The organism is Pseudoduganella violaceinigra DSM 15887, from assembly GCF_000425385.1.
In the GTDB taxonomy this organism is placed as follows: Bacteria; Pseudomonadota; Gammaproteobacteria; order Burkholderiales; family Burkholderiaceae_D; genus Rugamonas; species Rugamonas violaceinigra.
Map to the genome: position 1 here is coordinate 545,450 of NZ_KE384356.1, position 26,522 is coordinate 571,971.

The following is a 26,522-nucleotide window of genomic DNA, read 5'->3' on the forward strand; positions in this document are numbered from 1 at the left end:
GAACGTCACAAGTTACTGAAACTTAAAGGTTTTTTGTGCGCGATGGCGGGCGGAAAGCGGTGAATTCCGGTACAATGCCGGGATGAATTCCCAAGCCAATCTTTTCGCGACCGTCGCCAAGCGGTCTGCGCGCGCTTCTGCCGCGCCTTTCCTCCCCATGTCCCGCGCCGAAATGGACGCCCTGGGCTGGGACCAGTGCGACGTCATCCTGGTGACCGGCGACGCCTACATCGACCACCCGAGCTTCGGTATGGCCCTGGTCGGCCGCCTGCTGGAAGCGCAAGGCTACCGCGTCGGCATCATCGCCCAGCCGGATTGGCACAACGTGGAATCGTTCCGCGCGCTGGGCAAGCCGCGCCTGTACTACGGCATCACCGCCGGCAATATGGACTCGATGGTCAACCGCTACACGGCCGACCGCAAGATCCGCTCCGACGACGCCTACACCCCGAACGCCGAACCGAACAAGCGCCCGGACCGCGCCGTGACCGTGTACGCGCAAAAGGCGCGCGAAGCCTTCCCCGGCACGCCGATCATCATCGGCTCGATCGAAGCCTCGCTGCGCCGCATCGCCCACTACGACTATTGGTCGGACAAGGTGCGCAAATCGGTGCTGACCGAGTCCAAGGCCGACCTGCTGATCTTCGGTAACGCCGAGCGCGCCCTGGTCGACCTGACCCGCCGCCTGGACATGGGCGAAAAGATCAAGGAAATCAAAGACCTGCGCGGTACCGCCTTCCTGGTGCCGCATGGCTGGCTGCCGTCCGACGAATGGTCGGTGCACAACTCGAACCGCGTCGACGTGCCGGGCCGCGTCGACCCGCATCCCGATCCTTACGCCATGGCGAAGGAAGACAAGAAGGAATGCGCCACCGAGAACGCCGCGCCGGAACCGGTGATCAAGCCGGTCATCATCATGAGCCGCGAAGAGCGCCTGGCGGCCGCCAAGGAAAAGCACAACAAGACCGTGGTGCGCCTGCCATCCTACGAGGTGGTGAAGGAAGACCCGGTCATGTACGCCCACGCCTCGCGCGTGTTCCACCTCGAATCGAATCCGGGCAATGCGCGCGCACTGGTGCAGCAGCACGGCGACCGCGACGTGTGGATGAACCCGCCGCCGCTGCCGCTGGCCATGGACGAAATGGACGGCGTGTACGACATGGAGTACTCGCGCGCCCCGCATCCAAGCTATGGCAACGCCAACATCCCGGCCTGGGAGATGATACGTTTCTCGGTCAACATCATGCGCGGCTGCTTCGGCGGCTGCACCTTCTGCTCGATCACCGAGCATGAAGGCCGCATCATCCAGAGCCGTTCCGAGCCGTCCATCCTGCGCGAGATCGAACATATCCGCGACAAGACCAAGGGCTTCACCGGCATCATCTCCGATCTGGGCGGCCCGACCGCGAATATGTATCGCCTGTCCTGCAAGGAAAAAGAGATCGAAGAGACCTGCCGCCGCCTGTCCTGCGTCTACCCGTCGATCTGCGTCAACCTGGGCACCGACCACAGCAAGCTGATCCAGCTGTACCGCAAGGCGCGCGAGATCAAGGGCGTGAAGAAGATCCTGATCCAGTCCGGCCTGCGCTACGATCTGGCCGTGCGCTCGCCCGAGTACGTGAAGGAACTGGTGACCCACCACGTGGGCGGCCTGCTGAAGATCGCGCCGGAGCACACCGAAACCAATGTGCTGAGCAAGATGATGAAGCCGGGCATCGGCGCCTACGACGAGTTCAAGGCGATGTTCGAGAAGTTCTCGCTGGAAGCGGGCAAGAAACAGTACCTGATTCCTTACTTCATCGCCGCCCACCCGGGCACGACGGACGAGGACATGCTGAACCTGGCGCTGTGGCTGAAGAAGAATAACTTCCGCCTCGATCAGGTGCAGACCTTCATGCCGACGCCGATGGCCATGGCCAGCGCCATGTACCACTCGCGTAAAAATCCCTTGCACAAGGTGACCGAGACTTCGGAAAACGTGGAAACCCCGCGCACGCTGAAGCAGCGCCAGGCCCACAAGGCCTTCCTGCGCTACTACGATCCGAAGAACTGGCCGATCCTGCGCGAGACCCTGCGCCGCATGGGGCGCGGCGACCTGATCGGCGATGGCGAACGCCACCTGATTCCGCCATTCCGTGTCGGCGAGGAAAACTTCAAGGCCTCGGCCGGCAAGCGCGCCATGCCGATGCTGGCGCCAGGCCAGCAGAAGCGCGGCGCCGGCCTGCCGCCGCCGGCCCACGTCGGCCGCGGCAGCAAGCCGAATGCGCTGACCGGTTCGATGACGGCCCGCGCGGCGCTGGAGACCAAGGCGCGTCCTTCCATCCTCGACACCATCAAGGTCAAGCCGAAGGCCGCATCGGCCAAGGCCGGCGGCCGCCCTGGCCCCAATAAGCGCTGACGTGCTATCGCCTGCTGCAATTCCATAGGACTTTGCAGCAGGAATGCCACACTCGGCGCGCCGCGCGCGGCGAAGCGGATACAATCGGCGGGTAGACTCCGCCAACTTTGTATCCGGATAAAACGTGCCCCAATTCCTGGCTGGCCTGTTCGTATTGCTGTTGCTGTCGGTCCCTGCGCCGTGGGCGCGGGCGCAGGAGCGCGTCACCCTGCAACTCAAACACAGCCACCAGTTCCAGTTTGCCGGCTACTACGCGGCGCTGGAAAAAGGCTATTACCGCGAGGCCGGCCTGGATGTCCAGATCCTCGAGGGCGTGGACGGCGCCGAACCGGAGCGCGCCGTGCTCAACGGCCGCGCCCAGTATGGCGTCGGCAACAGCAGCCTGCTGCTGGCCCGCCTGTCCGGCAAGCCGGTGGTGGTGCTGGCCGTGGTCTTCCAGCATTCCCCTTACGCGCTGGCGATGCGCCAGACCGGTCCGGCGCCCGATATCCGCAGCATTATCGGCAAGCGCGTGATGATCGGCTCCCTGACCGACGAACTGACCCAGGCCGACGAAGTCATGGCCTACCTGCGCAAGGAAGGCATCAATCCCAACCAGCTGGTGCGGGTGGAGCACAGCTTCAATCCGGAGGACCTGGCCAAGGGCAAGGTCGACGCCATGTCGATCTTCGTCAGCAATGAGCCGGACTATCTGGACCGCCTCGGTTTCCCCTACGATATCTACAGTCCGCGCGCGGCCGGCATCGACTTTTACGGCGACAACCTGTTCACCAGCGAAGCGGAAATCAAGAACCACCCGGACCGCGCGCGCGCCTTCCGCGCCGCCAGCTTGCGCGGCTGGCAGTATGCGATGAGCCACCAGGATGAAATTGTTGACCTGATCCTGAGTAAGTACTCGCGCCGGCACGACCGCATGCACCTGCTGTACGAAGCGCGCCAGATGGTGCCGCTGGTGCAGCCGGTGCTGGTGGAAATCGGCTATATGAACCCGGACCGCTGGCAGCACATCGCCGACATCTACACGGAGCTGGGCATGCTGCCCAAAGGCGCCACCTGGAACGGCTTCCTGTACAGCGCCGACCAGGGCTCGGACCTGACCTGGCTGTACCGCATACTGGGCGTGGCGGCGGGTCTGCTGGTGCTGGGCGCCATGATCCACTTCTCGCTGTTGACGCGCGAACGCACCCGCGCCGAGGAAACCATCCGCAAGGGCGAACAGCGCTTCCGCACCATGTTCGAAGCGGCGCCGATGGGCATTGCCCTGATCGACTCGAGCGGCGGCCAGTTCCGCGATGTCAATCCGCGCTTCGCCGAGATTGCCGGCCGCTCGGCGCAGGAAATGCGCAGCAGCCGCTGGCTGGAAATCTGCCACCCGGAAGACGTGGCCCCGGAGCAGGAAAAGATGGCGCAGCTGGCGGCGCAGCAGATCGCCGGCTTCAAGATGGAGACGCGCCTGGTGCGCCCCGACGGCCGCATCGTCTGGGTCGAAGCGTCGATCAATGCGGTGGAGTCGGAGAGCCAGCCGCACCACCTGTGCATGATCGAAGACATCACCGAGAAAAAGGAAACCGAGGCGCTGATCTGGCAGCAGGCCAACTTCGACACGCTGACCCAGCTGCCGAACCGGCGCATGTTCCTCGACCGGCTGCAGCACGATATCCTGAAGTCGCGCCGCGACGGCACCCGCATCGCCATCCTGTTCATCGACCTGGACCACTTCAAGGAAGTCAACGACACCCTGGGCCACCACCAGGGCGACGTGCTGCTGGTGGAGGCCGCGCGCCGCATCGGCGCCTGCGTACGCCAGTCGGACACCGTGTCGCGCCTGGGCGGCGACGAGTTCACCGTGATCCTGCCGGAGCTGTCGCAGGTGGACCGGGTGGAGAACATCGCCCAGAAGATCATCGACAGCCTGCGCATGCCTTTCCAGCTGGGGCAGGAACAAGCCTTCATCTCCGCCTCGATCGGCATCACGATCTACCCCGACGATGCCGGCAATATGGAAGACCTGATGAAGCACGCCGACCAGGCCATGTACGCCGCCAAGGGCGCCGGCCGCAACCGCTTCAGCCACTTCACGCCGGCTCTGCAGGTGGCGGCGCTGAACCGCATGCGCCTGACCAACGACTTGCGCGGCGCCCTGAAAGGCAACCAGCTCAAGCTGTACTTCCAGCCCATCGTGCATCTGCCGACCGGCAAGATCCACAAGGCCGAAGCCCTGATCCGCTGGGAGCATCCGCAGCGCGGCATGGTCAGCCCGCTGGAATTCATCCCGCTGGCCGAAGCGAGCGGCCTGATTGTCGATATCGGCGAATGGGTGTTCCGCGAATCGGCGCAATGGGTCAAGCGCTGGCGCGCGGAAGTGCATCCCGGCTTCCAGGTCAGCCTGAACCAGTCGCCGATGGAATTCCAGCGCGAGCGGGCCAGCTATGCCGACTGGCTGGCCTACCTGAAGCAGCTGGACGTGCCGGGCGAAAGCATCGTGGTGGAAATCACGGAAGGCCTGCTGCTCGACGCGAACACCAGCGTCACCGACAAGCTGCTGCAGCTGCGCGACGCCGGCATCCAGGTCGCGCTGGACGATTTCGGCACCGGCTACTCTTCATTGTCCTACCTGAAGAAGTTCGACATCGACTACCTGAAGATCGACCGCAGCTTCACCCGCAACCTGGCGCCCGATTCCAGCGATATGGCGCTGTCCGACGCGATCATCGTGATGGCCCACAAGCTCGGCCTGAACGTGATCGCCGAAGGCGTGGAAACCACCGAGCAGCGCGACCTGCTGGCGGGCGCCGGCTGCGACTATGGCCAGGGTTATTTGTTCGCCCGGCCGCTTCCCGCCGAAGACTTCGACACCCTGCTGCACCAGCAGACCACGCCCCAGGCCACTGCGGCATGAAAGCATGCTAGACTAGCGCCGCTTTTCCTTCCTTGAATGCGCTGCTGCAAGCGAGGACGTCTACCGCGAACTTCGCGGGTACGCAACACGTCCCTGGCAGCCATGAACAATTACATCAGACTTCAACGGGCTTTTGCCCGCGCAGGCATCGCCGTCGACTATCGCGACGGCGTGTACCACATCACAAACGAGACAGCGCAGGCGCAGATCCTGCTGCCCGCCAGCCTTCCCCTGGAAGAGAAGGCGGTGCGCCAGTTGCTGGAATTTGCGTCCGTCCGCAGCCACGGCGACGCGCGCGGTGTCTGCAAGGCCTGCGCCACACCGGACGTCCATCCAGGCGCGATCGCGCCAGTCGGCAGCATCGTGGCCACCGACCACGATTTCGTGATCCCGGCTGCCATCGGCACCGACATCAACTGCGGCATGCGGCTGCTCACCACCGGCCATACGCTGCAACAGCTGGCACCGCACAAGGAGCGCCTGGTGCAGCGTTTGACGCGCAGCCTGCTCGATAATGGCCGCGACGTGCCGGCGAGCACCGCGGCATTCCGCGCGCTGTTCGATCTTGGGCCGGCAGCCTTCCTGCATGAGATGCCGCGCCATGGCCTGTGGCGCGACATGGACCACGGCCGCCTGGAGGCCGAACTGGCGGGCTGCGTCGGCCTGCACAGCTTTAGCGGCGCCGCGCGGCACGCGCCCGAAGCCTACATCGGCCAACGCCACAGCGTCTTCCGCGACCCCAATCTGGGAACGCCCGGCGGCGGCAACCATTTCGTCGAGCTGCAGGTGGTGGACGAGGTGCTGGATCGCCATGCCGCGTACCGCGCCGGGCTCAAGGCGGGCGATGTGGCCGTGATGATCCACAGCGGCTCGCGCGACCTGGGCTTCTTTGTCGGGCAGGCCTGGATGGACCGGGCGCGGGCCGAGTGGCCGGCCGGTGTGCGGCATCCTGCCAGCGGGCTGTACGGCCTGTCGGGGCCCCTCGCCCGCGAGTACCTGGAGGCGATGGGCGTCGCCGCCCGCTATGCCTGGGCCAACCGCCTGGTGCTGGCGGAGCTGGTGCGCAAGGACCTCGAAGCAACCGTCGGCGCGTCGGCATCGCGGCTGGTGGTCGACGTGCCGCACAATGTCGTGCTGGCGGAGCAAGGCATGAACATCCACCGCAAGGGCGCCACCCCGGCGCACGATGGCCAGTTCGCGCTGATTCCGGGCTCCATGGGCGACAGCTCTTTCCTGGCCACTGGTCTGGGCAATCCCGACTGGCTTTGGTCGTGCAGCCATGGCGCGGGGCGGCGCATGCGGCGCCAGGAAACGCGGGCCTTGCGCCCTGCCGCCGCACAGGGCGGGCAACCGTGGCAGTGCGTCACCTTGCGGGAGGAGCGGAGGATCGAAGAAGCGCCGTCCGCGTACAAGCCGATCGGGCCGGTGATTTCTGCACAGGAGGATGCCGGCTTGATCCAGGCTGCGGTCAAGTTTCGCCCATGGATCACATTCAAAGCCTGACGATGGCGGCATACTTGACCCAAATCAAAGTCAAACCGCCTGGCGAGAACCTATAGTTACTCCCGAACTAACGACGGAGTATGAAATGGTTAAAGAAAAACAGGCTTATATGGTCGGCGCCGGCATCGGTAACCTGGCGGCGGCGGCCTTCATGATCCGCGACGGCAAAATGCGCGGCGGGCAGATCCGGATTTTTGAATCGCTGGGCGTCGCGGGCGGCAGCCTGGATGGCGCAGGCAATGCGCAGGACGGCTATCGCCTGCGCGGCGGCCGCATGCTGACCACGGATAACTACGAGTGCACCTGGGACCTGTTCGCATCGATCCCGTCCCTGGTCCATCCCGGGCAGTCGGTGCTGGATGAGACGCTGGCCTTCAACGCACTGCACAAGTCGCACTCCCAGGCGCGCCTGGTCGACCGCAACCGCCACAAGGTGGACGTGACGAATATGGGCTTCAGCCTGCGCGACCGGATGGAGCTGCTCAAGCTGCACGAGGCCGACGAGGCATCCCTTGGCAACAGCCCGATCACCGACCACCTGTCGCCGGAATTCTTCGAAACCCCCTTCTGGTATATGTGGGCCACGACCTTCGCCTTCCAGCCCTGGCATAGCGCGGTGGAATTCAAGCGCTACCTGCACCGCTTCATGAAGGAGTTCTCGCGCATTGAAACCCTGGCCGGCGTCAAGCGCACGGTATTCAACCAGTACGACTCGCTGGTAAAGCCGCTGCAAGCGTGGCTGGTGCAGCAGGGCGTGCGCATCGAGACCGGCTGCACCGTGACCGACATCAAGCTGGAAGACTCGCCCGACGAGCTGCTGGTGCATGCGATCGAACTCAAACGCGAAGGCCAGCGCGAACTGCTGCCGATCGGCCCGGACGACCTGGTGTTCTTCCAGAACGGGTCAATGACCGATGCATCGAGCTTCGGCAGTATGAACGCCGCGCCGCCGCGCTACGACCGCCACCAGAGCGGCGGCTGGAAGCTGTGGGAGCGCCTGGCGGAAGGCCGTCCTGAACTCGGCAATCCGGCCGCCTTCAACCGCAACATCCAGCAGTCGTGGTGGGAGTCCTTTACCGTGACGCTGCACGATGACGCCTTCTTCGAGCAGATGCAAGCCTTCTCCGGCAACGTCGCGGGAAGCGGCGGGCTGGTGACCTTCAAGGATTCCAACTGGTTCATGTCGGTCGTGCTGGCGCACCAGCCGCATTTCGCCAACCAGCCGGCCAATGTGAAGGTGTTCTGGGGCTACGCACTGCATCCGGACCGGGTCGGCAATTTCGTCGCCAAGCCGATGGCCGATTGCACCGGCGAAGAAATCCTGCGCGAACTGGCCGGGCACCTGAACTTCGAGCCGGAAGTGTTCGCGCAAGCCAATTGCATCCCTTGCCGCATGCCTTACATCACCAGCATGTTCATGCCGCGCAATTGCAGCGACAGGCCGCTGCCTGTGCCTGCCGGCTCGCGCAACCTGGCGCTGGTCAGCCAGTTCGTGGAAGTGCCGGACGACGTGGTGTTCACGGTTGAATACTCGGTGCGCGCGGCGCAGATGGCCGTCTACCAGCTGCTTGGCATCGACCGCGAAGTGCCGCCGATCAAACGCCATGACAAGACGCTGGAAGTGATGCTGGCCGCCCTGGTCAAGGCTGCCTGATAGAGTAAGCGGGCGGCCGATCGGCGAATCCTTGACCTGGCTCAAGGATTGTTCGCTCGCGTCCGCGCCCTGGATGGTGACACGCCATGACCACAGCGAACATCATATGGTTCAAAGCTGTTCTCCTACGTTGGTTCCGCCGCATGCGCAGCACTGTGCCTCCTTAATCGGCGGAAAAATCACGCCTCCCAGTAAATAGGACAATACGACAAAAGAACGCGACGACCAAGGCACCGTCGTGCGGCAATCGCCGCTGCCGCAGTTGCGGCAGATGGCAGCCGGGTGCGGCGCTTGCTCTTGCAAGGCGGCTTCGAATTCGCCTGAGTCGCGCTGGGCCAGCACAGCGCGCGCCTGTTGCAGGCAGGTGGCGGGCACTTGTAACCGAACTCCTCCCAGCGCATGCGCCAGCGGCCAGCTGGCACGCACATGGTGCTCGCTGGCCAGAAAAGCTGGAATTTCTTCGGATTCCAGCAGTCCGCGGCTAATGTGGGCTGTCAGCAGGTTGTCATGGATTTCGATCGTGGCCAACATGAAACATTTATTTCTGTTAATTAAAAAAGAGGCAAGACGATAGGCTAAAGCTGACGGCTAGGCAACCATTTTCCCGCCAACAGGCGATAATGACGATCGCATTTCGCGGTTTTGATAGACAAAGACTATTGAGTCTATTTGTACAATCAAATTTCCAAATCTACGGGAAGGCCTTAAACTGGCGTCTCATTGATTCACAAACCCACGAGGAAACCACAATGTCCCTGATTAACACCCAAGTAAAACCATTCAAGGCCACCGCATACCACAACGGCAAATTCGTTGACCTGAGCGAAGAATCCCTGAAAGGCAAGTGGTCCGTGTTCGTGTTCTACCCAGCCGACTTCACCTTCGTGTGCCCAACCGAACTGGAAGACCTGGCAGACCACCACGCAGAATTCGCCAAGCTGGGCGTGGACGTGTACGGCATCTCGACCGACACCCACTTCGCTCACAAGGCATGGCACGACACCTCCGACGCCATCAAGAAAGTGCAGTACGCCCTGATCGGCGACCCAACCGGCACCCTGACCCGCAACTTCGAAGTGATGATCGAAGAAGAAGGCCTGGCACTGCGCGGCACCTTCGTGATCAATCCGGAAGGCTTCATCAAAGTGATGGAAGTGCACGACAACGGCATCGGCCGCGACGCTGCTGAACTGCTGCGCAAAGTGAAGGCAGCCCAGTACGTGGCTTCCCACCCAGGCGAAGTGTGCCCAGCCAAGTGGACTGAAGGCGCAGCGACCCTGAAGCCATCGCTGGACCTGGTCGGCAAGATCTAAGCCAGACGGCATTCAGCCCTGCTGAAGGCAAGCGGCGGCCCTACGGGGCCGCCTTGAGGCGTTGAAGCGGTACCTGCCGCAACCGACTAATCAGAAAGGAATCGCCATGCTGGATGCAGACCTGAAAGCCCAACTCTCCTCCTACCTGGAGCGCGTTGTCCACCCGATCGAAATCGTGGCGCACACGGACGCCTCCGCCAAAGCGCAGGAAATGTCCGCCCTGCTGCAGGACATCGTCTCCGCCGGCCACGGCAAGATCAGCGTTGTCGCAGGCAGCAACGACACGGCCCGCAAGCCTTCCTTCGACATCAACCGCAAGGGCACCGATATCGGCGTGAGTTTCGCCGGCATCCCGATGGGCCACGAATTCACCTCCCTGGTGCTGGCGCTGCTGCAAGTGGGCGGCCACCCGATCAAGCTGGATGAGAAAGTCATCGAGCAGATCCGCAACCTGGACGGCGATTTCGTCTTCGAGACCTTCATCTCGCTGAGCTGCCATAACTGCCCGGAAGTGGTGCAGGCGCTTAACGCCATGTCCGTGATCAACCCACGCATCAAAGTGGTGGCGGTGGACGGCGGCGTGTTCCCGAAAGAAGTCGAGGAACGCCAGGTGATGGCCGTGCCGATGATGTACCTGAATGGCCAGCACTTCGGCCAGGGCCGCACCAACGTCGAGGAAATCCTCGCCAAGCTCGATACCGGCGCCTCGGCCCGTGCAGCGGAAGAATTAAGCAAGAAAGACGTGTTCGACGTGCTGATCGTCGGCGGCGGCCCCGCGGGCGCTGCCGCGGCCATCTACACGGCGCGCAAAGGCATCCGCACCGGCGTGATCGCCGACCGTTTCGGCGGCCAGGTGCTGGATACCCTGTCGATCGAGAACTTCGTCTCGGTGAAGGAAACCGACGGCCAGAAATTCGCGGTCTCGCTGGAGCAGCACGTCAAGGAATACGAAGTTGACATCATGAACACCCAGCGCGCATCGAAGATCGTGCCGGGCAAGATCAAGGAAGTGCACACCGAGAGCGGCGCCGTGCTGAAAGCCAAATCGGTGATCATTTCGACCGGCGCCCGCTGGCGCGAAATCAATGTGCCGGGCGAGAAGGAATACCGCAACCATGGCGTGGCCTACTGCCCGCACTGCGACGGCCCGCTGTTCAAAGGCAAGCGGGTGGCGGTGATCGGCGGCGGCAACTCGGGCGTGGAAGCGGCGATCGACCTGGCCGGCATCGTCGAGCATGTGACCCTGATCGAATTCGGCGCGGAACTGCGCGCCGATGCGGTGTTGCAGCGCAAGCTGGCGACCCTGCGCAACGTCAAGGTGATCAAGTCGGCGCAAACCTCCGAGATCCATGGCGACGGCAAGAAGGTCGTCGGCTTGAGCTATACCGACCGCGAAAGCGGCCAGTCGCACCGCGTCGACCTGGAAGGCGTGTTCGTGCAGATCGGCCTGGTGCCCAATACCGAATGGCTGAAGGGCACGATCGACTTGTCCAAGCACGGCGAGATCGAAGTCGATGCGAAAGGCCAGACTTCCGAGACCGGCATCTTCGCTGCGGGCGACGTCACTACCGTGCCGTACAAGCAGATCGTGATCGCCGTGGGCGAAGGCGCCAAGGCCGCGCTGGGCTCCTTCGACTACCTGATCCGCTCCAGCGCCGACGACGAGCCTGCGGCCAAGGCAGCTTAAAGCTGTATGACCTGCGCGACCGGCACCTGGGGTTCCAGGTGGCTGGTCAGCAGCACCACTCCTTCGCGCGCGGCCAGCCGGCCGCGCACATAGTCCATCGCCGCGGCGTCCAGGCCGTTGAACGGTTCATCGATCAGCAGCACCGCCACCGGCAGGGCAAAGGCGAGCGCCAGCTGCATCTTCTTGTGCTGGCCCAGTGAAAGCGCCGAGACCGGCTGGTTGAGCACCGGCAGCAGGCGCATGGCGCGCAATTCCTCATCCAGCAAAGCCGCATCCGTGCCCGGATACAGGGCGACATGCAGGTCCAGCATCTCGCGCACCGTCAGCCATGGCAGTTGCGGCGTGTCGCCGCCGCAGTAGAAGCATTGCCGGCGGTAGGCCAGCGGCTGCGCCGCCTGGTCGATGCCGTCGATGGCGATGCGGCCGTGATGCGGGGCCATGGCGCCGGCCACCAGCTTCATCAGGGTAGTCTTGCCTGCGCCATTCTCGCCGCGCAGCCAGGTGATGCCCGCCCCGGCCTGCATGGCGAAGCCGCGGAACAGCACGCGGCCGGTGTATTCGAAATTCAGGGATTCGATGGTCAGTGCCATAGTTCGCTTCCGATGGCGGTCAACAGGAGGATGGACAGGGTCACCAGCACCACGCGCCCTCGCGGGGCTGCCGGCATGACGACGACGGCGAGGGATGCCGCCGTGGCCGCGCACAGCCACAACACCGCCAGGCCGTGGCGCAGGCCGCTGGCAGGCCACGCAAGCAACTGGGCCGCCGCGACGGCCAGCACCAATGCGCCAGGCAGGAGGGGAAAGGCGCGCGCCGCGAACAGCAGCGGCTTTTCCGCCAGCGGCCACATCGCAAGCGATGGCGCCATTGCCGCGGCCTGCTCGCGCACGGCCTTGTCGCCGCGGTCGACCAGCAAGACCAGCGCCGCACTGGCGAACAAGCCCAGCGCAGCGCGCGGAAGCGGCAGTGCGTGCCTGGTCCACGCCAGCGCGCCCGCCAGGGCGGCCAGCAGCAGTACGCACTGCTGGATGCCCACTTTGTTTTCCGCGCGCCAGCACGGCAGCCAGAAGAGCCGGCGCCACAGCGCGAGATAGCGGGGCCGCAGCGGGCGGGCGGTGTATTCGCTCGCGGCAGGCGCTGCGGCGGACTCCATGCGACCGGGCGCGCGCGGAATGCGGGGATTGCGCAGGCCAAGGCGGCGTGCGGCGACAACGGCAGCCGCCAGGACCCAGCCCAGTATGACAGCGGCCGCCAAGGCCGCAAGCGAGCGCCCCCACACGGGCCGCAGCCATGCCGGCCACTGGTAGAGCCAGATGACGGCGGAAACGGCGCTGATGGCTGCCACCCAGCTGACAATGCGGCCCGCCACCAGCAGGTCGGCGCGCCAGCCCAACGCCGGCGCCACAGGCAGCGTGCGTTCCCACGCCACCGCATCGGCCGGGTGCAGACGCTTGCGCAGCAGCGCTACCGGCAGCGCGACCAGCAAGGCTTGCCCGGCGATGGCCGCCGATGCCAGCGCCGGCCCATGGCTGACCGACATCATCACTGGCATGGCGAGGAACGCCAGCAAGCCGAGCATGACCGGCGCAAACACCAGTCCGAGGATTTCAAGGGAATTGACCATGCTGGCAAGGAATTGCCGCAGGGAGTGGCGCGCCATCTGGGTACGGTAACGGATGTAAGGGTGCATCCTGCGCATGGCTCCGGAAATGAAAAAAGCCCCGATTCGCATCGGGGCTTTTTTCTGAATATTGGCGGAGCGGACGGGGCTCGAACCCGCGACCCCCGGCGTGACAGGCCGGTATTCTAACCAACTGAACTACCGCTCCAATTCTTCTTCAGTGAGTGGTGGGCGCTGAGAGGCTCGAACTCCCGACCTAATCCTTGTAAGGGATCCGCTCTACCAACTGAGCTAAGCGCCCCTGCTTTCACTGTCTAACGTTTGTCACAACGTTCAGAAGAGGCCGCATTATAGGATGGATTTTGAAAGCTGCGCAAGCGTTTTTCCAAAAAACCTCAAAATTATTTGGAGACCCCGATTTGCGACAGCAGCCAGGCCATCTCGAACGCCTTCTCCTCCAGCGCGTTATAGCGTCCGGAGGCGCCGCCATGGCCCGCGCCCATATTCACTTTCAGCAGCAGCGGATTGCTGTCGGTCTTGTTGCGGCGCAGCTTGGCGACGTACTTGGCCGGTTCCCAATACATCACCTGGCTGTCATTCAGGCCCGTGGTGACCAGCATGGCTGGATAATCTTTCATCAAGATGTTGTCATAAGGGGAATAGCTGAGCATATAGTCGTAAGCCGCCTTCTCGTTCGGGTTGCCCCATTCCAGGTATTCGCCGGTGGTCAGCGGCAGGCTGGCGTCCATCATGGTGTTCATCACGTCCACGAAAGGCACGGCCGCATGCACGGCCTTGAACAGGTCCGGGCGCATATTCACCACGGCGCCCATCAGCAGGCCGCCGGCGCTGCCGCCCTGGATCGCCAGGCGGTCCGGGCTGGTCCACTTCTGCTGGACCAGGTATTCGGCGCTGTCGATGAAGTCATTGAAGGTGTTCATCTTCTTCATCAGCATGCCGTCGTCATGCCAGGCCTCGCCCATATCGTTGCCGCCGCGGATTTGCGCCGCCGCATAGACCACGCCGCGCTCGAGCATGCTGAGGCGGGCCAGCGAGAAGTTGGCTTCCATCGGGATGCCGTAGGAACCGTAGGAGTACAGCACCAGCGGCGCCGAGCCGTCCAGCTTCACGCCTTTTTTGTAGGCCACCCACAGCGGCACCTTGACGCCGTCGCGCGCGGTGGCCCACAGGCGCTTGGTCTCGTACTGGCTGAAATCGAAGCCGCCCGCCACTTCCTGCTTTTTCAGCACGGTGCGCTCGCCGGTCTTCATGTCGATGTCCATGATGGTGGACGGCGTCAGCGGCGACTGGTAGCTGATGCGGTACTTGACCAGGGTTTCGTCTTCGTTGGCCTTGGGCACCGGCATCGATACGTAGACGTCGTCGTCGAACTTCACCGTCAGCCATTTTTTGGAAGCGAAATCGTAGATGCGGGTGCGGTTCAGCGCGCGCGACTTCTCGTCCAGCACCAGGAACCCGTTGAACACGCTGGCGTTCTGGATCAGGGTGTCCTTGTCATGCGCGACCAGTTCGGTCCACTTCGTCGGATGGGACAGCGGCGCTGTCACGACGCGGAAGTTCTTGGCGCCCTTGTTGCTCAGGATGTACAGCGTGCCGTCGCGTTCCTGCACCGTATAGCGGTGGCCTTTTTCGCGGCCCAGCACGGGCTTGAACGTCGCCTGCGGGTGCTTGGACGGCAGCATCCAGACCTCGTTGGTGTCGGTGGAGAGGGCGATCAGGTAGACGTTCTTCTTGTCGTGGTACAGCTCCAGCGAGAACTGCTCGACCGGCTCCTGGTAGACCTGCTGCGGCTGGCCGCCCAGGGACAGGCGGAATACGCGGTCGGAACGTTTGGTGGTGGCGTCTTCCTGGGTCACGAACAGGGTCTTGTTGTCCGCGGCCCAGGCCAGCGACGTCACGCGCGGCATGCTGGTGGACAGCACTTTGCCGGTCTGCAGGTCCTTGACATGCAGCGCATACTGGCGGAAGCCGGTGCTGTCGGTGGTGTAGGCCAGCAGCTTGCCGTCCGGGCTGGCCATCATCGCGCCCAGGTGGAAGAATTTCAGGCCCTCGGCCATCGCGGGCTGGTCGAGCAGGATTTCCTCGGCCGCAGCGGCATCGTAGCTGCCGTCGCGGGCGGCCTTGCGGCGGCAATTCAGGGGATACTGCTGACCGGCTTCGATGCGGGTGTAATAGTAGTAGCCGTTCAGGCGCGCCGGGACCGACAGGTCGACGGGCTGGGTACGGTCCTTGAATTCCTTGAACAGGCTGGCGGCCAGCGGCCTGATGCCTTCGGTCATGGCGGCGGTGTAGGCATTCTCCGCCTTCAGGTAATCGATGACGGCGGGATCATCCTTTTCGCGCAGCCAATGGTAGTCGTCGCTGACCTGCTCGCCGTGGCGGGTCTCCATCCATTGGGTCTTGGCCGCAAGGGGCGGCTGCGGCAAGTCGGCTGCCAGGGCGGGAACGGCCAGCAGCGGCAGCAGCAGGCTTGCAACAAGTTGTCGGGACACGTGTAGCTCCTTTGAAAAATGTGCAATGATTCTAGGATGCGGTAGTTAAAAATACAACAATGAACTCGATCGATTCCCTCTACGGCCGGGTCGGCAGGCGCCTGCTGCCCTTCCTCTTCCTATGCTACGTGGTCGCCTACCTCGACCGCGTGAACGTCGGCTTTGCCAAGCTGCAGATGCAGGCCGACCTGCAGTTGTCCGAGACCGTGTACGGGATCGGCGCCGGCATCTTCTTTGTCGGCTACTTCCTGTTCGAAGTGCCGGCCAACCTGCTGATGCTGCGCGTCGGCGCGCGGCGCTGGATCGCGCGCATCATGGCCAGCTGGGGCCTGGTGTCGGCCGCCATGCTGTTCACGGACAGCGCCACCGGTTTCTATCTGATGCGCTTCCTGCTCGGCGTGGCGGAGGCGGGCTTCTTCCCGGGGGTGATCATGTACCTGACCTACTGGTACCCGGCGCAGCGGCGCGCGCGCATCGTCGCCATCTTCATGAGCGGCGTCGCGGTGGCGGGCGTGGTGGGCGGGCCGCTGTCGGGCTGGATCATGTCGCACTTCGCGGGCCGCGGTGGCCTGGCCGGCTGGCAGTGGCTGTTCCTGCTGGAGGGCTTGCCGGCGGTGGCGCTGGGCGTGCTGGCCCTGGCCTTCCTCGATGACGGCATCGACGATGCGGCCTGGCTGAACGACGAGGACAAGGCGCTGCTGAAACAAGAGCTGGCGCGCGATGGCGAGCCGCGCGCGCAATGGGCGCTGCGCCATGTCTTCGGCAGCAGCCGCGTGTGGATACTGGCGCTGCTGTACTTCCTGTTCGTGATGGGCTTATACGGCGTCGGCTTCTGGCTGCCGCAGCTGATCCGCAACTCCGGCGTGCAGGACGTGCTCGACATCGGCCTGCTGACCGCCATCCCCTACGGCATTGCAGCGGTGGCGATGATCGCCTGCGCCCGCCATTCCGACCGCAGCGGCGAGCGGCGCTGGCACCTTGCGCTGGCGGCCTTCATCGGCGCGGCGGGATTGCTGGCATCGACGCACTATGCGCACAACCCGGTGCTGGCGCTGGCTGCGTTGAGCGTGGCGACGGCGGGCATCCTCAGCACCTTCCCGGTGTTCTGGACCGTCCCGACCGCCATGCTGGGCGGCACGGCGGCGGCAGCGGGCATCGCGATGATCAATGCACTGGGCAACCTGGCGGGCTTTGTCAGCCCATATCTGGTGGGGGCCATCAAGGACGCCACGCACAGCACGGCCAATGGCATGCTCCTGCTGGCGGCCAGCCTGGCCGCGGGCGGTGCGCTGGTGCTGCTGTGCGTGGGACGAAAGGGAGACATGCTGTGAAGACCGGGCGCGAACTATTGTCGGAATTATTCAATGCCGCGCTGCATGCGGCCGATCCGCTGGATACCATCGCGGCCCACCTGCCGCCGCCGCCGAAAGGGCGCACCGTCGTCATTGGCGCCGGCAAGGCTGCCGCGCGCATGGCGCAGGGCGTGGAGCGGCACTGGCACGGGCCGCTTAGCGGGGTCGTGGTCACGCGCTACGGCCATGGTGCGCCGACCAGGCTGGTGCAGGTGATCGAAGCCGGCCATCCGGTGCCGGACGACGCCAGCGATGCCGCCGCGCGGCGCATGCTGGCCGCCGTGCGCGGCCTGGGGCCGGACGATATGGTGCTGTGCCTGATGTCGGGCGGCGGCTCGGCCCTGATGTCGCTGCCGGCGGCCGGCATCACCCTGCAGCAGAAGCGGGATATCAACAAGGCCCTGCTGCTGTGCGGCGCGCCGATCGGCGAAATCAATACGGTACGCAAGCACCTGTCCGCCATCAAGGGCGGCCGGCTGGCGCTGGCCTGCGGCGAAGCGCGCGTGGTGACGCTGGTGCTGTCCGACGTCCCCGGCGACGATCCCGCCGCGGTGGCCAGCGGTCCGACGCTGGCCGATCCGTCGACGGCCCAGGAAGCCCTGCGCATCCTGCAGCACTACGGCATCGGCATTCCCAACGCCGTGCGCGAAGTGCTGGAAGACCCGCAGCAGGAAACGCCCAAGCCCGGCGACCCGCGCTTGGCGCGCAATAGCGTGGCCGTCATCGCCTCCGCCAGGCAGGCCTTGCAGGCCGCCGCGGACGTGGCCCGCGCGGAAGGCTTGCGCCCGCTGGTGCTGAGCGACCGGCTGGAAGGCGAAGCGCGCACCGTGGCGGTATCGCAGGCCGCGCTGGTGCAAAGCGTGATCCAGCATGGCAGCCCGCTGCGGCCGCCCTGCGTGATCCTGTCAGGAGGAGAAACCAGCGTCACTGTGCGCGGCACGGGACGCGGCGGACGCAACGCCGAATACCTGCTGGCGCTGGCCGTTGCGCTGCAAGGCACGCCGGGGGTGCACGCGATCGCCTGCGACACGGACGGCATCGACGGCACGGAAGACAATGCCGGCGCCGTGCTGGGCCCGGACACGCTGCAGCGCGCCGCCGCGCTCGGGCTCGACCCGCAAGCCCTGCTCGAGAACAACGACGGCTACAGCTTCTTCTCGGCGCTGGGCGACCTGGTGGTGACCGGCCCCACCCGCACCAACGTCAACGATTTCCGCGCCATCCTGCTTATTTGATGGCGGCGGCCAGCTTGGCCCACACGGCGTCGCCGATATCGGGCCGTCCGTCCGGTGCTCGGAACGACAGGAAGAAGGTCTCATTCTTCTTGCCGGTTGCCATATACATGAAGTAGGCCGGCTGGCCGGTGGTGCCGCTGATCATGGAAACCATCACGGCCGGATGCTTAGCATCCTTGAACTGCTTGACCTGGATATTGGTCGCCGCGCCTTTCAGCTTGTTGATCGAACCCGGATCGTCGATGCCGTAGAACACATGGTGCTGGGCGTCGTAGGTGACATTGGTCGCGGTCGAGCCGTACATATAGCCGTTGTGGGACGGCAGGGCGGCCGCCGTTGCCGTCACGGCGTCGGCCGGGCGCATCCAGTAGGAATAGCCGATCTTCTTGACCTTGGACTGCTCGTAGTCCACCGGCACCGGCACGTTCAGGGCGATCTCGAACGGCAGGCGGCCCTGCATGAACTGGTTGACCGGCACGTCGCGCGTCTGCACGGGTGCCGCTGCCGGGGCAGCAGCTTGCGCCGGGGCGGCAGGCTTCGCCGCCGCGGCGGGGGCGGCGGCCAATGCCGCGACGCTGGTGGCCAAGCCTGCTGCGAAGCAGGCCAATTTGATGATGTTCATTCCATTCCTTCCGGGACTTTCAGAGTGGCCGTCATCGTCTCACGGCTTGCCGCCGTTGCGCAATGCCGTTCGCGCGAGCCGCGCGCCAGCAGGCTTGTCGCCGGCCGCCGCCGCTTTCCGGAGCAGGCCCAATGCCGCTTCGCGGTCGCCGGCGGCATTGCGCTCAAGGCGCAGTACGGCGGCATTGTAGGCGGCGATCGGGTGGCCCAGCTTGGCCGCGGCTTCAAAAGCCGCCAGCGCCCGCTCGGGGCAGAGCTGGAACGCTTCCTGGCCGACGCCGGCGCGGAACAGGCCGTCCGCGTCGCCATCCTTGGCAAATGCTTCCTCCAACTGCACAGGCCAGGCCAGGGCAAGCGACGCCATGACCGGCTCGTCTTTCTTCACGGCGTAGGGGCCGGTGGCGAAAACCGTGAATGCCTGGCGCGTGACCGAGGTACGGCCATCCTTGTCGAACCACAGGAAACCGTCCGGCGCCGATACTTGCACAGTGCCCAGGGCATTGGAAAGCTGCTGCGCCAGTGCCGTGTGGTGCTTGTCGGGCGCGATACCGCTCCAAGACGCCATCAGGACCACTTTTTGCACCTGCTTGCCCTTTTTCCTGACAAGAACGGCCAGGTCTTCGATGTCCAGATAGCGCATATCGCCGTCGAACAGGTGCCATGGGCTGCCGTGCAGGGCGGCGGAAAACATCTCTTCGCCGCCGTCCGGGACGGCCTCGCTGTATTGATACAGGGCGTCGGCAGCCGGTACGCATTCAGCCCGTAAGGGATAGCAGTTGTCGACATGCTGCGTGCCTTTCAGCGGCAGGGTGGCCGGGCAATGTGCCTGCGCGCTCGCGCCGGCTGCCAGAAAGCAGAGTGTGGCGATGGTCCGATTGAGTGGCACAAATTCTCCTGTTTGATTACCTGGGAGGTAATCGTCGCACGGCATCAATTTGCTGACAATGACTGCACCAACAACGAAAGGAGAAACACCATGCAGATCGTCGAAAAATACCTGGCCGCCTGGAACGAACGCGATGCGGATGAACGCCGCGCGAGGGTGATTGACGCTTTCACCCAGCAAGCCGCATACAAGGATCCGCTCATGCAGGGAGCTGGCCACGACGCCATCGACGCGCTGATCGCCGCGGCGCAAGGGCAGTTCCCCGGCCACCGCTTCGCGCTGGATGGCGCGCCCGACAGCCATCACGACGTGGTGCGCTTCTCGTGGACGTTGGGCGTCCCGGGCAATGCACCGGTGGCCAAAGGCACGGACATGGCGCTCATCGCCGGCGACGGCCGCCTGGCCAGCGTCACCGGTTTCATCGACTACTTCGCGCAATAAGGAGGGCCGCACCATGACCGCATCCCGGATCTCGCGCCGAGCTGCCGCGCATTACCCTGCCGGTGCTGCTGATCGCCGGGACGCGGGACGCCAGCGCTCCCTTCGATCTGACCGCCGGCCCCAGCGCCGCCCTGCTGCCGAACGCCAGGCTGAACGTGTATGAAGGCGCGCCGCATGGTATGTTCCTGACCCATAGAGCGAGGGCGAACAGCGAGCTGTTGGATTTCATCCGTTCGTGAAAGGGGCGATATGGGAGCGGCGGTACCGGAACAGTACTTCAGCGACTACGCGGCAGCCATGCGTTACTGGCGCGGTAAGCGCGGCATGAGCCAGCTGCGGCTGTCGGCCGAGAGCGGCATTTCGCAGCGCCACATCAGCTTCCTGGAAAGCGGCCGCTCGCAGCCCAGCCGCGAGATCATCCTGAAGCTGGGCAGCGTGCTCGACATTCCGCTGCGCCAGCGCAATGTGATGCTGCTGGCCGCCGGTTTCGCGCCTGCCTACCAGGAGCGCAAGCTGAGTGATCCGGAAATGGGTGCGGTCAAGCAAGCCATCGACTTCATGCTGCGCCAGCAGGCGCCCTATCCGGCCCTGGTGGTGGACCGCCTGTGGAACCTGCTGCTGCACAACGGGCCCGCCGCCGCCATGATTCGCTGGCTGCTCGATATGCCGCCCGAAGCGCCCCTGCCGCGCGACGGCAGCGTCAATGTGATTCGCCTGATCCTCGACCCGGAGGGCCTGCGCCGGCACATCGTCAACTGGGAAGAAGTCAGCGCCGACCTGCTGCAATGGGTACAGCGCGAAGCGATGGGCGATGGACCGGGCAGCGAGGCTTCCACGCTGCTGGATGAGCTGCTGGCGATCCCGGGCATCCGGGCCGCGTCCAGGACGCCCAACCTGGACCGGCGCGCCTTGCCCTTCCTGCCGTTCACGCTGCGCAAGGACGGCGTGGAGCTGAACCTGTTCACCACCATCACCACGCTCGGCACGCCGCATGACGTGACGGTGCACGAGCTGCGCCTGGAAGCCTTCTTCCCCGCCGACGAGGCGACGGCGGAGTGGTTCCGCAGGCAGCCAGCTTAAAACTCTTCCCAGTCGTCCCCGGCCGGCGTGGCCCGGGCCGGAGCCGCCGCTTTGTTCGCCGATGCGGCCCGCGGCGCATTGGATCTCTGCACTCCGGCGGCACCCGCAGTGCGCGCAGCGGGCGGCGCCGCTTGCGCAGCCCCAGTAACGGCATTGTCCGCCGCACCGCCAGCCGCCGGCGCCGCAGCGGCTGTCTTGCGCGCCGCGCGCAGCGCCGGGACGGTTGCCCGCACGGGCGTCGCTGCGCGGACGGCAGGCGTGTGCTTGACCGCATGGCCTCGCGCCGTCTCCTCCATCCGGAACACGGCCACCGCTTCCACCAGCCGCTCCGACTGGTCCTGCATGCTGCGCGCCGCGGCCGCAGCCTGCTCCACCAGCGCCGCGTTCTGCTGCGTCGCGTTGTCCATTTCCACGATGGCGATATTGACCTGCTCGATGCCGGAAGACTGCTCCTGACTGGCCGAGGTAATCTCGTTCATGATGTCCGCCACCTGCTGCACCGAGGTCACGATCTGCTGCATGGTGGCGCCGGCACGGTCGACCAGGGTGCCGCCCGCATCGACCTTGGCGATCGAATCGTCGATCAGCTCCTTGATCTCCTTGGCCGCCGCGGCGCTGCGCTGCGCCAGGTTGCGCACCTCGGAGGCCACCACCGCGAAGCCGCGCCCCTGTTCGCCGGCGCGCGCCGCTTCCACGGCTGCATTCAGCGCCAGGATATTGGTCTGGAAGGCAATGCCGTCGATGACGCTGATGATATCGGCCATGCGCGCCGAACTGCCCTTGATCGCGCCCATGGTTTCCACCACCTCGCCCACCACCAAGCCACCTTCGCTGGCATGGCCGGCGGCCGAGACCACCAGCTGGTTGGCCTGGCGTGCGTTATCCGCGTTCTGCTTGACGGTCGAAGTCAGCTCTTCCATCGACGATGCGGTTTCTTCCAGGCTGGCAGCCTGCTGTTCGGTGCGGCGCGACAGGTCGAGGTTGCCGGCCGCAATCTCCGCCGCCGCCGTGTTGATGGTGTCGGTCGATGCCCGCACGGAGCCCACTGTTGTCTTCAGGGAGACCACCATGTCCTGCAAGGCAAGCAGCAGGCGCCCTGTTTCATCCTTGCGATTGACGGCAATCGTGGCGGTCAGGTCGCCATGGGCCACCGTCTCCGCCACTTCCACGGCCTGCAGCAGGGGCCCGGTCACCGAGCGCGTGATCAGGTAGCCGGCGGCGACGGAAAGGATGGTGGCCAGCACCAGCATGCCCAGCATCAGCATGGTGGCGTCGCTGGCGGACTTGGCTGCCTCCTGCCCGTCCAGCGCCATCAGCTTGCTCTGGTAGCCGAGGATGGCGTCCAGTTTGCCAAAGTAGGCGTTTTGCAGGGGAATCACCTGCTTGAACAGGGCTTGCACAGCGCCGTCTTTGTCCCCGGCGCGGAACAGCTTGAGCGCCTCGTCGCGTGCGCTGCGGAATGATTCGAACGCGGTGCGCTGGTCGGCGAACAATTGCTTTCCCTCCGGCATGGCGAGGATTTTTTCCAGCTTGGCGGCGGCATCGGCGCCGGTCTTTTCCGCGTCCGCCATACCGGCCAGGAAGTTATCGCTGGCGGCTTTGTCCGGCGCCAGCAAGGCATTGCGCAGGGCTTGCGCCGAGCGGTTGGAATAGCTGCGCATCTCGTTGGTCAGTTGCACCTTGAGGTAGCGGTCGCTGACCAGGCGGTCGGTCAGGTTGGCGTTATGGCTCAAGCGGCTGATCCCCGTCAGCGACATCACGAGCTGGATGACGATTGCCAACGCAAAGCCGATCGCCAGCCGTGCACCGATTTTCATGTTCGAGAAGCTCATGCCTTGCCTCGCCTGAAGTGGTTTGGGTTCGATGATGGCACAGGCAGGGCCATGCGGCGCAGCGATCAATGGGCGCGTGGCGTGGTCGCCACAGCAGGTTCAGGGGATTGACTGGGAATCGGAAGTCGTGGCGCGTCCCTGCTCCGGAACCAGGCTGCGCCCGTTCGCTGCGCCAACGTAGTTGCCATAGATGCGGGCCACAGTGCCGTCGGCCACCATCGCCAGCAAGGCGTCGGCGAAGGCCTTGTGGGTTGCAGGCGGCATGTTGCGCGAAAAATAGGCCCCGGCGAGCATTGGTGCGGACTCGGCCACCGCCATGACAGCCACCTGCCCTTTCAGGCCGGCCGCTGCCAGATAGCGGGAATAGATCATCATCGGCGCGAGCGTGGCATCGGCACGCCCGGAAGCCATCTTCCTGAATGCCATGGCGTAGTCGTTGACCACCTCGATCCGCCCCAGCTTGCGCAGGCGTTCAAGCTGGGCTTCCGCTTCCGGCGCATAGACAATGCCGCGGACCAGGTTCAGGCGCGCCACGCCACGCTCGACGAATTCGGCCAGCGAGCTGTAGTTGCCCGCGATTCGGCGGGACAGGACCAGGTCAAAGCGCGTCGTCACAAAGGGGACGAAGCGGCCATGGCGGTCGCGTTCGGCGGTGCGCGCCGAACTGCCGGTAAGGTTGATATGGCCGGCGGCGAATTCGACCCACAGCCGCGCCCGCGGGTACCAGGCGACCTCGATCGGACAAGCGGTACGGCTGGCCAGCTCGCGCAGCACGTCGATGGCGGCACCCCGGATTTCCCCGTCTTGCTGGAACGAGGCCAGGCCAAGATCGCTGGCCCCGGCTTGCAAAGGCGCCGGGCAGGGGGCGGAAGCCCATGCCGGAGCGGCGGCCAATGCCAGCAGAAGGACGAGGAGGCGCATGACAGGCAGTATATCTGTCAGGCACCTTGCTCAAAATGCTGTATATAATTACAGTATCGTAAGCGAACTCGACTATTTGTAGATATGGACTGGCCCCGCCGCATCGCCCACCTCGACATGGACGCCTTTTATGCGTCCGTGGAGCTGTTGCGCTATCCGGAATTGCGCGGCCTGCCGGTGGTGATCGGCGGCGGCGGGCGTCACCAGCCGCGCGACTTGCCGGACGGCACCCGTGAATTCTCCCGCCTGCGCGACTATGTCGGGCGCGGCGTGATCACCACCTCGACCTACGAAGCGCGCGCCCTGGGGGTGTTTTCCGCCATGGGTACCATGAAAGCCGCCGCGCTGGCGCCGGACGCGATTTTGCTGCCGGTGGATTTCGAGTCCTATCGCCAGTATTCGCGCCTGTTCAAGGCCGCCGTCGCCACCATCGCACCCCAGATCGAAGACCGCGGCATCGATGAAATCTATATCGACCTGACCGACGTCGAAGGTGAGACGCGCGCACTGGCCCAGCGCATCAAGGACGCGGTGCGGGCCGCCACCGGCTTGTCCTGCTCGATCGGAGTCGCCCCCAACAAGCTGTTGGCCAAGATCTGTTCCGACCTGGAAAAACCGAACGGCCTGACCGTGGTCGGCTACGACGAGGTGCCGGCCCGCATCTGGCCGCTGGCGGTGCGCAAGGTGAATGGTATCGGCCCCAAGGCGGAAAAGAAGCTGGTGGCGCTGGGCATCGAGACCGTGGGCCAGCTGGCCGCCGCCGATCCCGCCCTGCTGCAGGAACACTTTGGCCTCAACTACACCGAATGGCTGCAGCGCATTTCGCACGGCCGCGATGAACGCGCCATTGCCACCTGCCACGAACCGAAGGGCGTCAGCCGCGAGACCACTTTTTCGCGCGACTTGCACGTGAAACGCGACCGCGCCGAGCTGTCCGAAATCTTCACCCGCCTGTGCCAGAAGGTGGCGGACGACCTGGCCCGCAAGCGCTACGCCGGGCGCACCGTGGGCATCAAGCTGCGCTACGCCGACTTCCGCACCGTCACGCGCGACCTGACGCTGCCTTCCCCGACGGCCGATGCCGCCGCCATCCGCCGCGCCGCCGGCGAATGCCTGCGCCGCGTGCCGCTGGACGACAGGCTGCGCCTGCTCGGGGTGCGAATGTCGGCGCTCTGTTCATTGGAGGAAGCGGCGCGAGCCCAGCCGGCACAGGGTGATCTTTTTGCTAATATGTGATACCGTTCCCGCGCGAGCTGGCTGTTGAGTCCGGCTGCAAACCGGATTACCTATGCAAGCCATTGTTGAATCCCAGCCGCCGCGCCGCGCCTGGCTGGCGGTCATCGCGCTGGGGCACGTGGCCGTGCTGATGGCCTGGCGTCCCACTGCCCGGCACGCAGAAGACGCCGCGCGCGGGCGGGAAGGCAAATTGCTCTTCCTGACCCAGACGCCAGCCGTACGCATCCGCCCTGCCGAACACCCGCCGCGCCTGCCATCGGCGCCGCATCGGCGCTTGCAGCCGGACGCGCCGCCTGCAAGCGCCGATGCGGCGCCGCAAAGCATCACGCTGCCCGCGCCTGCCGCCGCTGATCCCGCCGACCCATTTGCCAAGCCGGCCGCGCCCGTGGAATCGCTGCTGGAAAAAAACCGCAAACTGGCCGCCAGCGCTGACCGCCAATTGCGCAAGGAAAGCTTGAATCAATTCGCCACCGTGGTACAGGAGCAAAGCCCGCTGGCCAGGCAGCTGGGGCGCGCCTACAAGGGCGAGGTGGTGCTGGAACAGTTTTCCAACCTGGGCGATGGCCGCACCATGAAGCGCTTCCGCGCCGGCGGCAAGGAATGGTGTGAATACGTGAACCTGGTCGGCGCCGCCGGCCAGGATCCATTCCGCGATGGGAACAAGGTCAAGGTGATGTCATGCCCTTGATGGACGTCAGGCGCCGGCATGGCTGGCTGGTCCCGATTGCAGGTCTGCACCTGGCCCTGCTGGTTTGCTGGCGTTTCACGGCGCCGCCTTCCATGCCGCAGCTAGCGCAGCGCGAAGGCGAGCTGGTGTTTCTGGCGCACATGCCGTCCCGGCAGCAGAAGGCGGAAGAGCCACGCCTACCGATTGCAGCACAGCAGGCTCGCCGCCGTGCCGTGCCGCCTGCCATGCCCGCTTCCAACGCGGCGCCGCCGGCCGACAATCCACCACCGCCGGCGCAGCAGCCCGAAACCATTGCGCCCAACCCGCTGGCGCAACCTGCGCCCGCCATGGAGAGCCTGCTGGAACGATCCCGGCGCGCCGCCATCGGCGTCGACCGCCAGCTGCGCAAGGAAAGCAAAAATGACAATGACCGGGTGCTGGTGCGCGAATCCAAACTGTCGCAGGACATCGCGCTGGCCTACAAGGGTTCCGGCGCCTTCTCGATGGTGGAAACGGTGTTGCCCAATGGCGACAGCCTGGCGCGCGTCACGACGCCCTTCACCAGCTATTGCCTGCTCAAGCGCGGCAACCGTGGCTTGAACGCCATCGACGACGCCGGCAAAACACTAATCGTCACCTGCCCCAAATAGCTCCTGCTAAAAT

The 26,522-nt window shown here is 64.9% G+C and carries 22 protein-coding genes and 2 tRNA genes; 14 read left to right on the plus strand and 10 right to left on the minus strand.

Annotation, left to right across the window (positions count from 1 at the left end; translation table 11 throughout):
* Positions 1-82 precede the first annotated feature (82 nt).
* The 4 genes from H597_RS31590 to H597_RS0119195 all read left to right on the plus strand — a co-directional run bounded on the left by H597_RS31590 (position 83) and on the right by H597_RS0119195 (position 8,454).
* Positions 83-2,398, plus strand: a complete 2,316-nt coding sequence (locus tag H597_RS31590; RefSeq protein WP_083941184.1) for a YgiQ family radical SAM protein — start codon at positions 83-85, stop codon at positions 2,396-2,398.
* 124 nt (positions 2,399-2,522) lie between these two features.
* Positions 2,523-5,297, plus strand: coding sequence for an EAL domain-containing protein (locus H597_RS31595; protein WP_051293916.1), 2,775 nt, complete (start codon positions 2,523-2,525; stop codon positions 5,295-5,297).
* Positions 5,298-5,399: 102 nt separating this feature from the next.
* The gene (locus tag H597_RS0119190; protein ID WP_028103564.1) at positions 5,400-6,800 is read left to right on the plus strand and encodes an RtcB family protein; all 1,401 of its coding nucleotides are present in this window, start codon (positions 5,400-5,402) and stop codon (positions 6,798-6,800) included.
* 85 nt (positions 6,801-6,885) lie between these two features.
* Positions 6,886-8,454: an oleate hydratase gene (locus tag H597_RS0119195; RefSeq protein ID WP_028103565.1), complete on the plus strand. Its 1,569-nt coding sequence runs from the start codon at positions 6,886-6,888 to the stop codon at positions 8,452-8,454.
* Between the two features lie 111 nt (positions 8,455-8,565).
* Here H597_RS0119195 and H597_RS33430 read toward each other — a convergent pair whose 3' ends face one another.
* Complete coding sequence (locus H597_RS33430; RefSeq protein WP_051293917.1) at positions 8,566-8,985, minus strand: putative signal transducing protein; 420 nt, start codon at positions 8,983-8,985, stop codon at positions 8,566-8,568.
* 218 nt (positions 8,986-9,203) lie between these two features.
* On the opposite strand from H597_RS33430, the gene ahpC reads away from it, so the two are divergent.
* Together ahpC and ahpF are read left to right on the plus strand one after the other, a co-directional pair.
* The gene (gene ahpC / locus H597_RS0119205; RefSeq protein ID WP_028103566.1) at positions 9,204-9,767 is read left to right on the plus strand and encodes an alkyl hydroperoxide reductase subunit C; all 564 of its coding nucleotides are present in this window, start codon (positions 9,204-9,206) and stop codon (positions 9,765-9,767) included.
* 106 nt (positions 9,768-9,873) lie between these two features.
* Entirely contained in the window at positions 9,874-11,454 is a 1,581-nt protein-coding gene (ahpF, locus tag H597_RS0119210) for an alkyl hydroperoxide reductase subunit F (RefSeq protein WP_028103567.1), read from the plus strand.
* Here ahpF and H597_RS0119215 read toward each other — a convergent pair.
* From H597_RS0119215 to H597_RS0119235, 5 genes are all read right to left on the minus strand, one after another.
* A complete protein-coding gene (locus H597_RS0119215) occupies positions 11,451-12,044 on the minus strand; it encodes an ABC transporter ATP-binding protein (RefSeq protein ID WP_028103568.1) in 594 nt (197 codons plus the stop codon). The genes ahpF and H597_RS0119215 overlap by 4 nt on opposite strands.
* Positions 12,035-13,153, minus strand: a complete 1,119-nt coding sequence (locus tag H597_RS0119220; RefSeq protein ID WP_028103569.1) for a hypothetical protein — start codon at positions 13,151-13,153, stop codon at positions 12,035-12,037. Before H597_RS0119220 ends, H597_RS0119215 begins: the two co-directional genes overlap by 10 nt.
* Before the next feature lie 53 nt (positions 13,154-13,206).
* A tRNA-Asp gene (locus tag H597_RS0119225) sits at positions 13,207-13,283 on the minus strand.
* Between the two features lie 17 nt (positions 13,284-13,300).
* Positions 13,301-13,376, minus strand: a tRNA-Val gene (locus tag H597_RS0119230).
* Between the two features lie 100 nt (positions 13,377-13,476).
* Complete coding sequence (locus H597_RS0119235) at positions 13,477-15,588, minus strand: S9 family peptidase (protein ID WP_051293918.1); 2,112 nt, start codon at positions 15,586-15,588, stop codon at positions 13,477-13,479.
* A 59-nt stretch (positions 15,589-15,647) separates the two neighbouring features.
* Here H597_RS0119235 and H597_RS34950 point away from each other — a divergent pair, with 59 nt between their 5' ends.
* Positions 15,648-16,919 (plus strand): MFS transporter, encoded by a 1,272-nt coding sequence (locus H597_RS34950; RefSeq protein ID WP_035374648.1) that lies wholly within the window; start codon positions 15,648-15,650, stop codon positions 16,917-16,919.
* Positions 16,916-18,175, plus strand: a complete 1,260-nt coding sequence (locus tag H597_RS0119245) for a glycerate kinase type-2 family protein (RefSeq protein WP_028103571.1) — start codon at positions 16,916-16,918, stop codon at positions 18,173-18,175. The genes H597_RS34950 and H597_RS0119245 overlap by 4 nt, the downstream gene beginning before the upstream one ends.
* On the opposite strand, the gene H597_RS35495 is transcribed toward H597_RS0119245, so the two are convergent.
* Positions 18,168-18,797 carry a hypothetical protein gene (locus H597_RS35495; RefSeq protein ID WP_028103572.1) on the minus strand — a complete coding sequence of 210 codons (630 nt, stop codon included), beginning with the start codon at positions 18,795-18,797 and terminating at the stop codon, positions 18,168-18,170. The genes H597_RS0119245 and H597_RS35495 overlap by 8 nt on opposite strands.
* A 39-nt stretch (positions 18,798-18,836) precedes the next feature.
* Positions 18,837-19,682 carry a DUF8616 domain-containing protein gene (locus tag H597_RS0119255; RefSeq protein WP_028103573.1) on the minus strand — a complete coding sequence of 282 codons (846 nt, stop codon included), beginning with the start codon at positions 19,680-19,682 and terminating at the stop codon, positions 18,837-18,839.
* Positions 19,683-19,772: 90 nt separating this feature from the next.
* Here H597_RS0119255 and H597_RS0119260 point away from each other — a divergent pair, with 90 nt between their 5' ends.
* The 3 genes from H597_RS0119260 (at position 19,773) to H597_RS0119270 (ending at position 21,203) form a co-directional block, all read left to right on the plus strand.
* Positions 19,773-20,123 (plus strand): nuclear transport factor 2 family protein, encoded by a 351-nt coding sequence (locus H597_RS0119260; RefSeq protein ID WP_028103574.1) that lies wholly within the window; start codon positions 19,773-19,775, stop codon positions 20,121-20,123.
* Between the two features lie 62 nt (positions 20,124-20,185).
* Positions 20,186-20,362: an alpha/beta fold hydrolase gene (locus H597_RS34955; protein ID WP_154668164.1), complete on the plus strand. Its 177-nt coding sequence runs from the start codon at positions 20,186-20,188 to the stop codon at positions 20,360-20,362.
* Positions 20,363-20,372: 10 nt separating this feature from the next.
* A complete protein-coding gene (locus tag H597_RS0119270; protein WP_035374749.1) occupies positions 20,373-21,203 on the plus strand; it encodes a helix-turn-helix domain-containing protein in 831 nt (276 codons plus the stop codon).
* Here H597_RS0119270 and H597_RS36180 read toward each other — a convergent pair.
* Complete coding sequence (locus tag H597_RS36180) at positions 21,200-23,035, minus strand: methyl-accepting chemotaxis protein (protein WP_028103576.1); 1,836 nt, start codon at positions 23,033-23,035, stop codon at positions 21,200-21,202. The genes H597_RS0119270 and H597_RS36180 overlap by 4 nt on opposite strands.
* 99 nt (positions 23,036-23,134) lie before the next feature.
* Complete coding sequence (locus tag H597_RS31610) at positions 23,135-23,956, minus strand: substrate-binding periplasmic protein (RefSeq protein ID WP_051293919.1); 822 nt, start codon at positions 23,954-23,956, stop codon at positions 23,135-23,137.
* Positions 23,957-24,040: 84 nt separating this feature from the next.
* Here H597_RS31610 and dinB point away from each other — a divergent pair, with 84 nt between their 5' ends.
* From dinB to H597_RS0119295, 3 genes are read left to right on the plus strand one after another with little or no spacing between them, the layout of a single operon-like run.
* Positions 24,041-25,192 (plus strand): DNA polymerase IV, encoded by a 1,152-nt coding sequence (gene dinB, locus H597_RS0119285; RefSeq protein WP_028103577.1) that lies wholly within the window; start codon positions 24,041-24,043, stop codon positions 25,190-25,192.
* A gap of 52 nt (positions 25,193-25,244) precedes the next feature.
* Complete coding sequence (locus H597_RS33435) at positions 25,245-25,880, plus strand: hypothetical protein (RefSeq protein WP_051293920.1); 636 nt, start codon at positions 25,245-25,247, stop codon at positions 25,878-25,880.
* The gene (locus H597_RS0119295) at positions 25,871-26,509 is read left to right on the plus strand and encodes a hypothetical protein (RefSeq protein ID WP_154668165.1); all 639 of its coding nucleotides are present in this window, start codon (positions 25,871-25,873) and stop codon (positions 26,507-26,509) included. The genes H597_RS33435 and H597_RS0119295 overlap by 10 nt, the downstream gene beginning before the upstream one ends.
* The last annotated feature ends 13 nt before the right edge of the window (positions 26,510-26,522 follow it).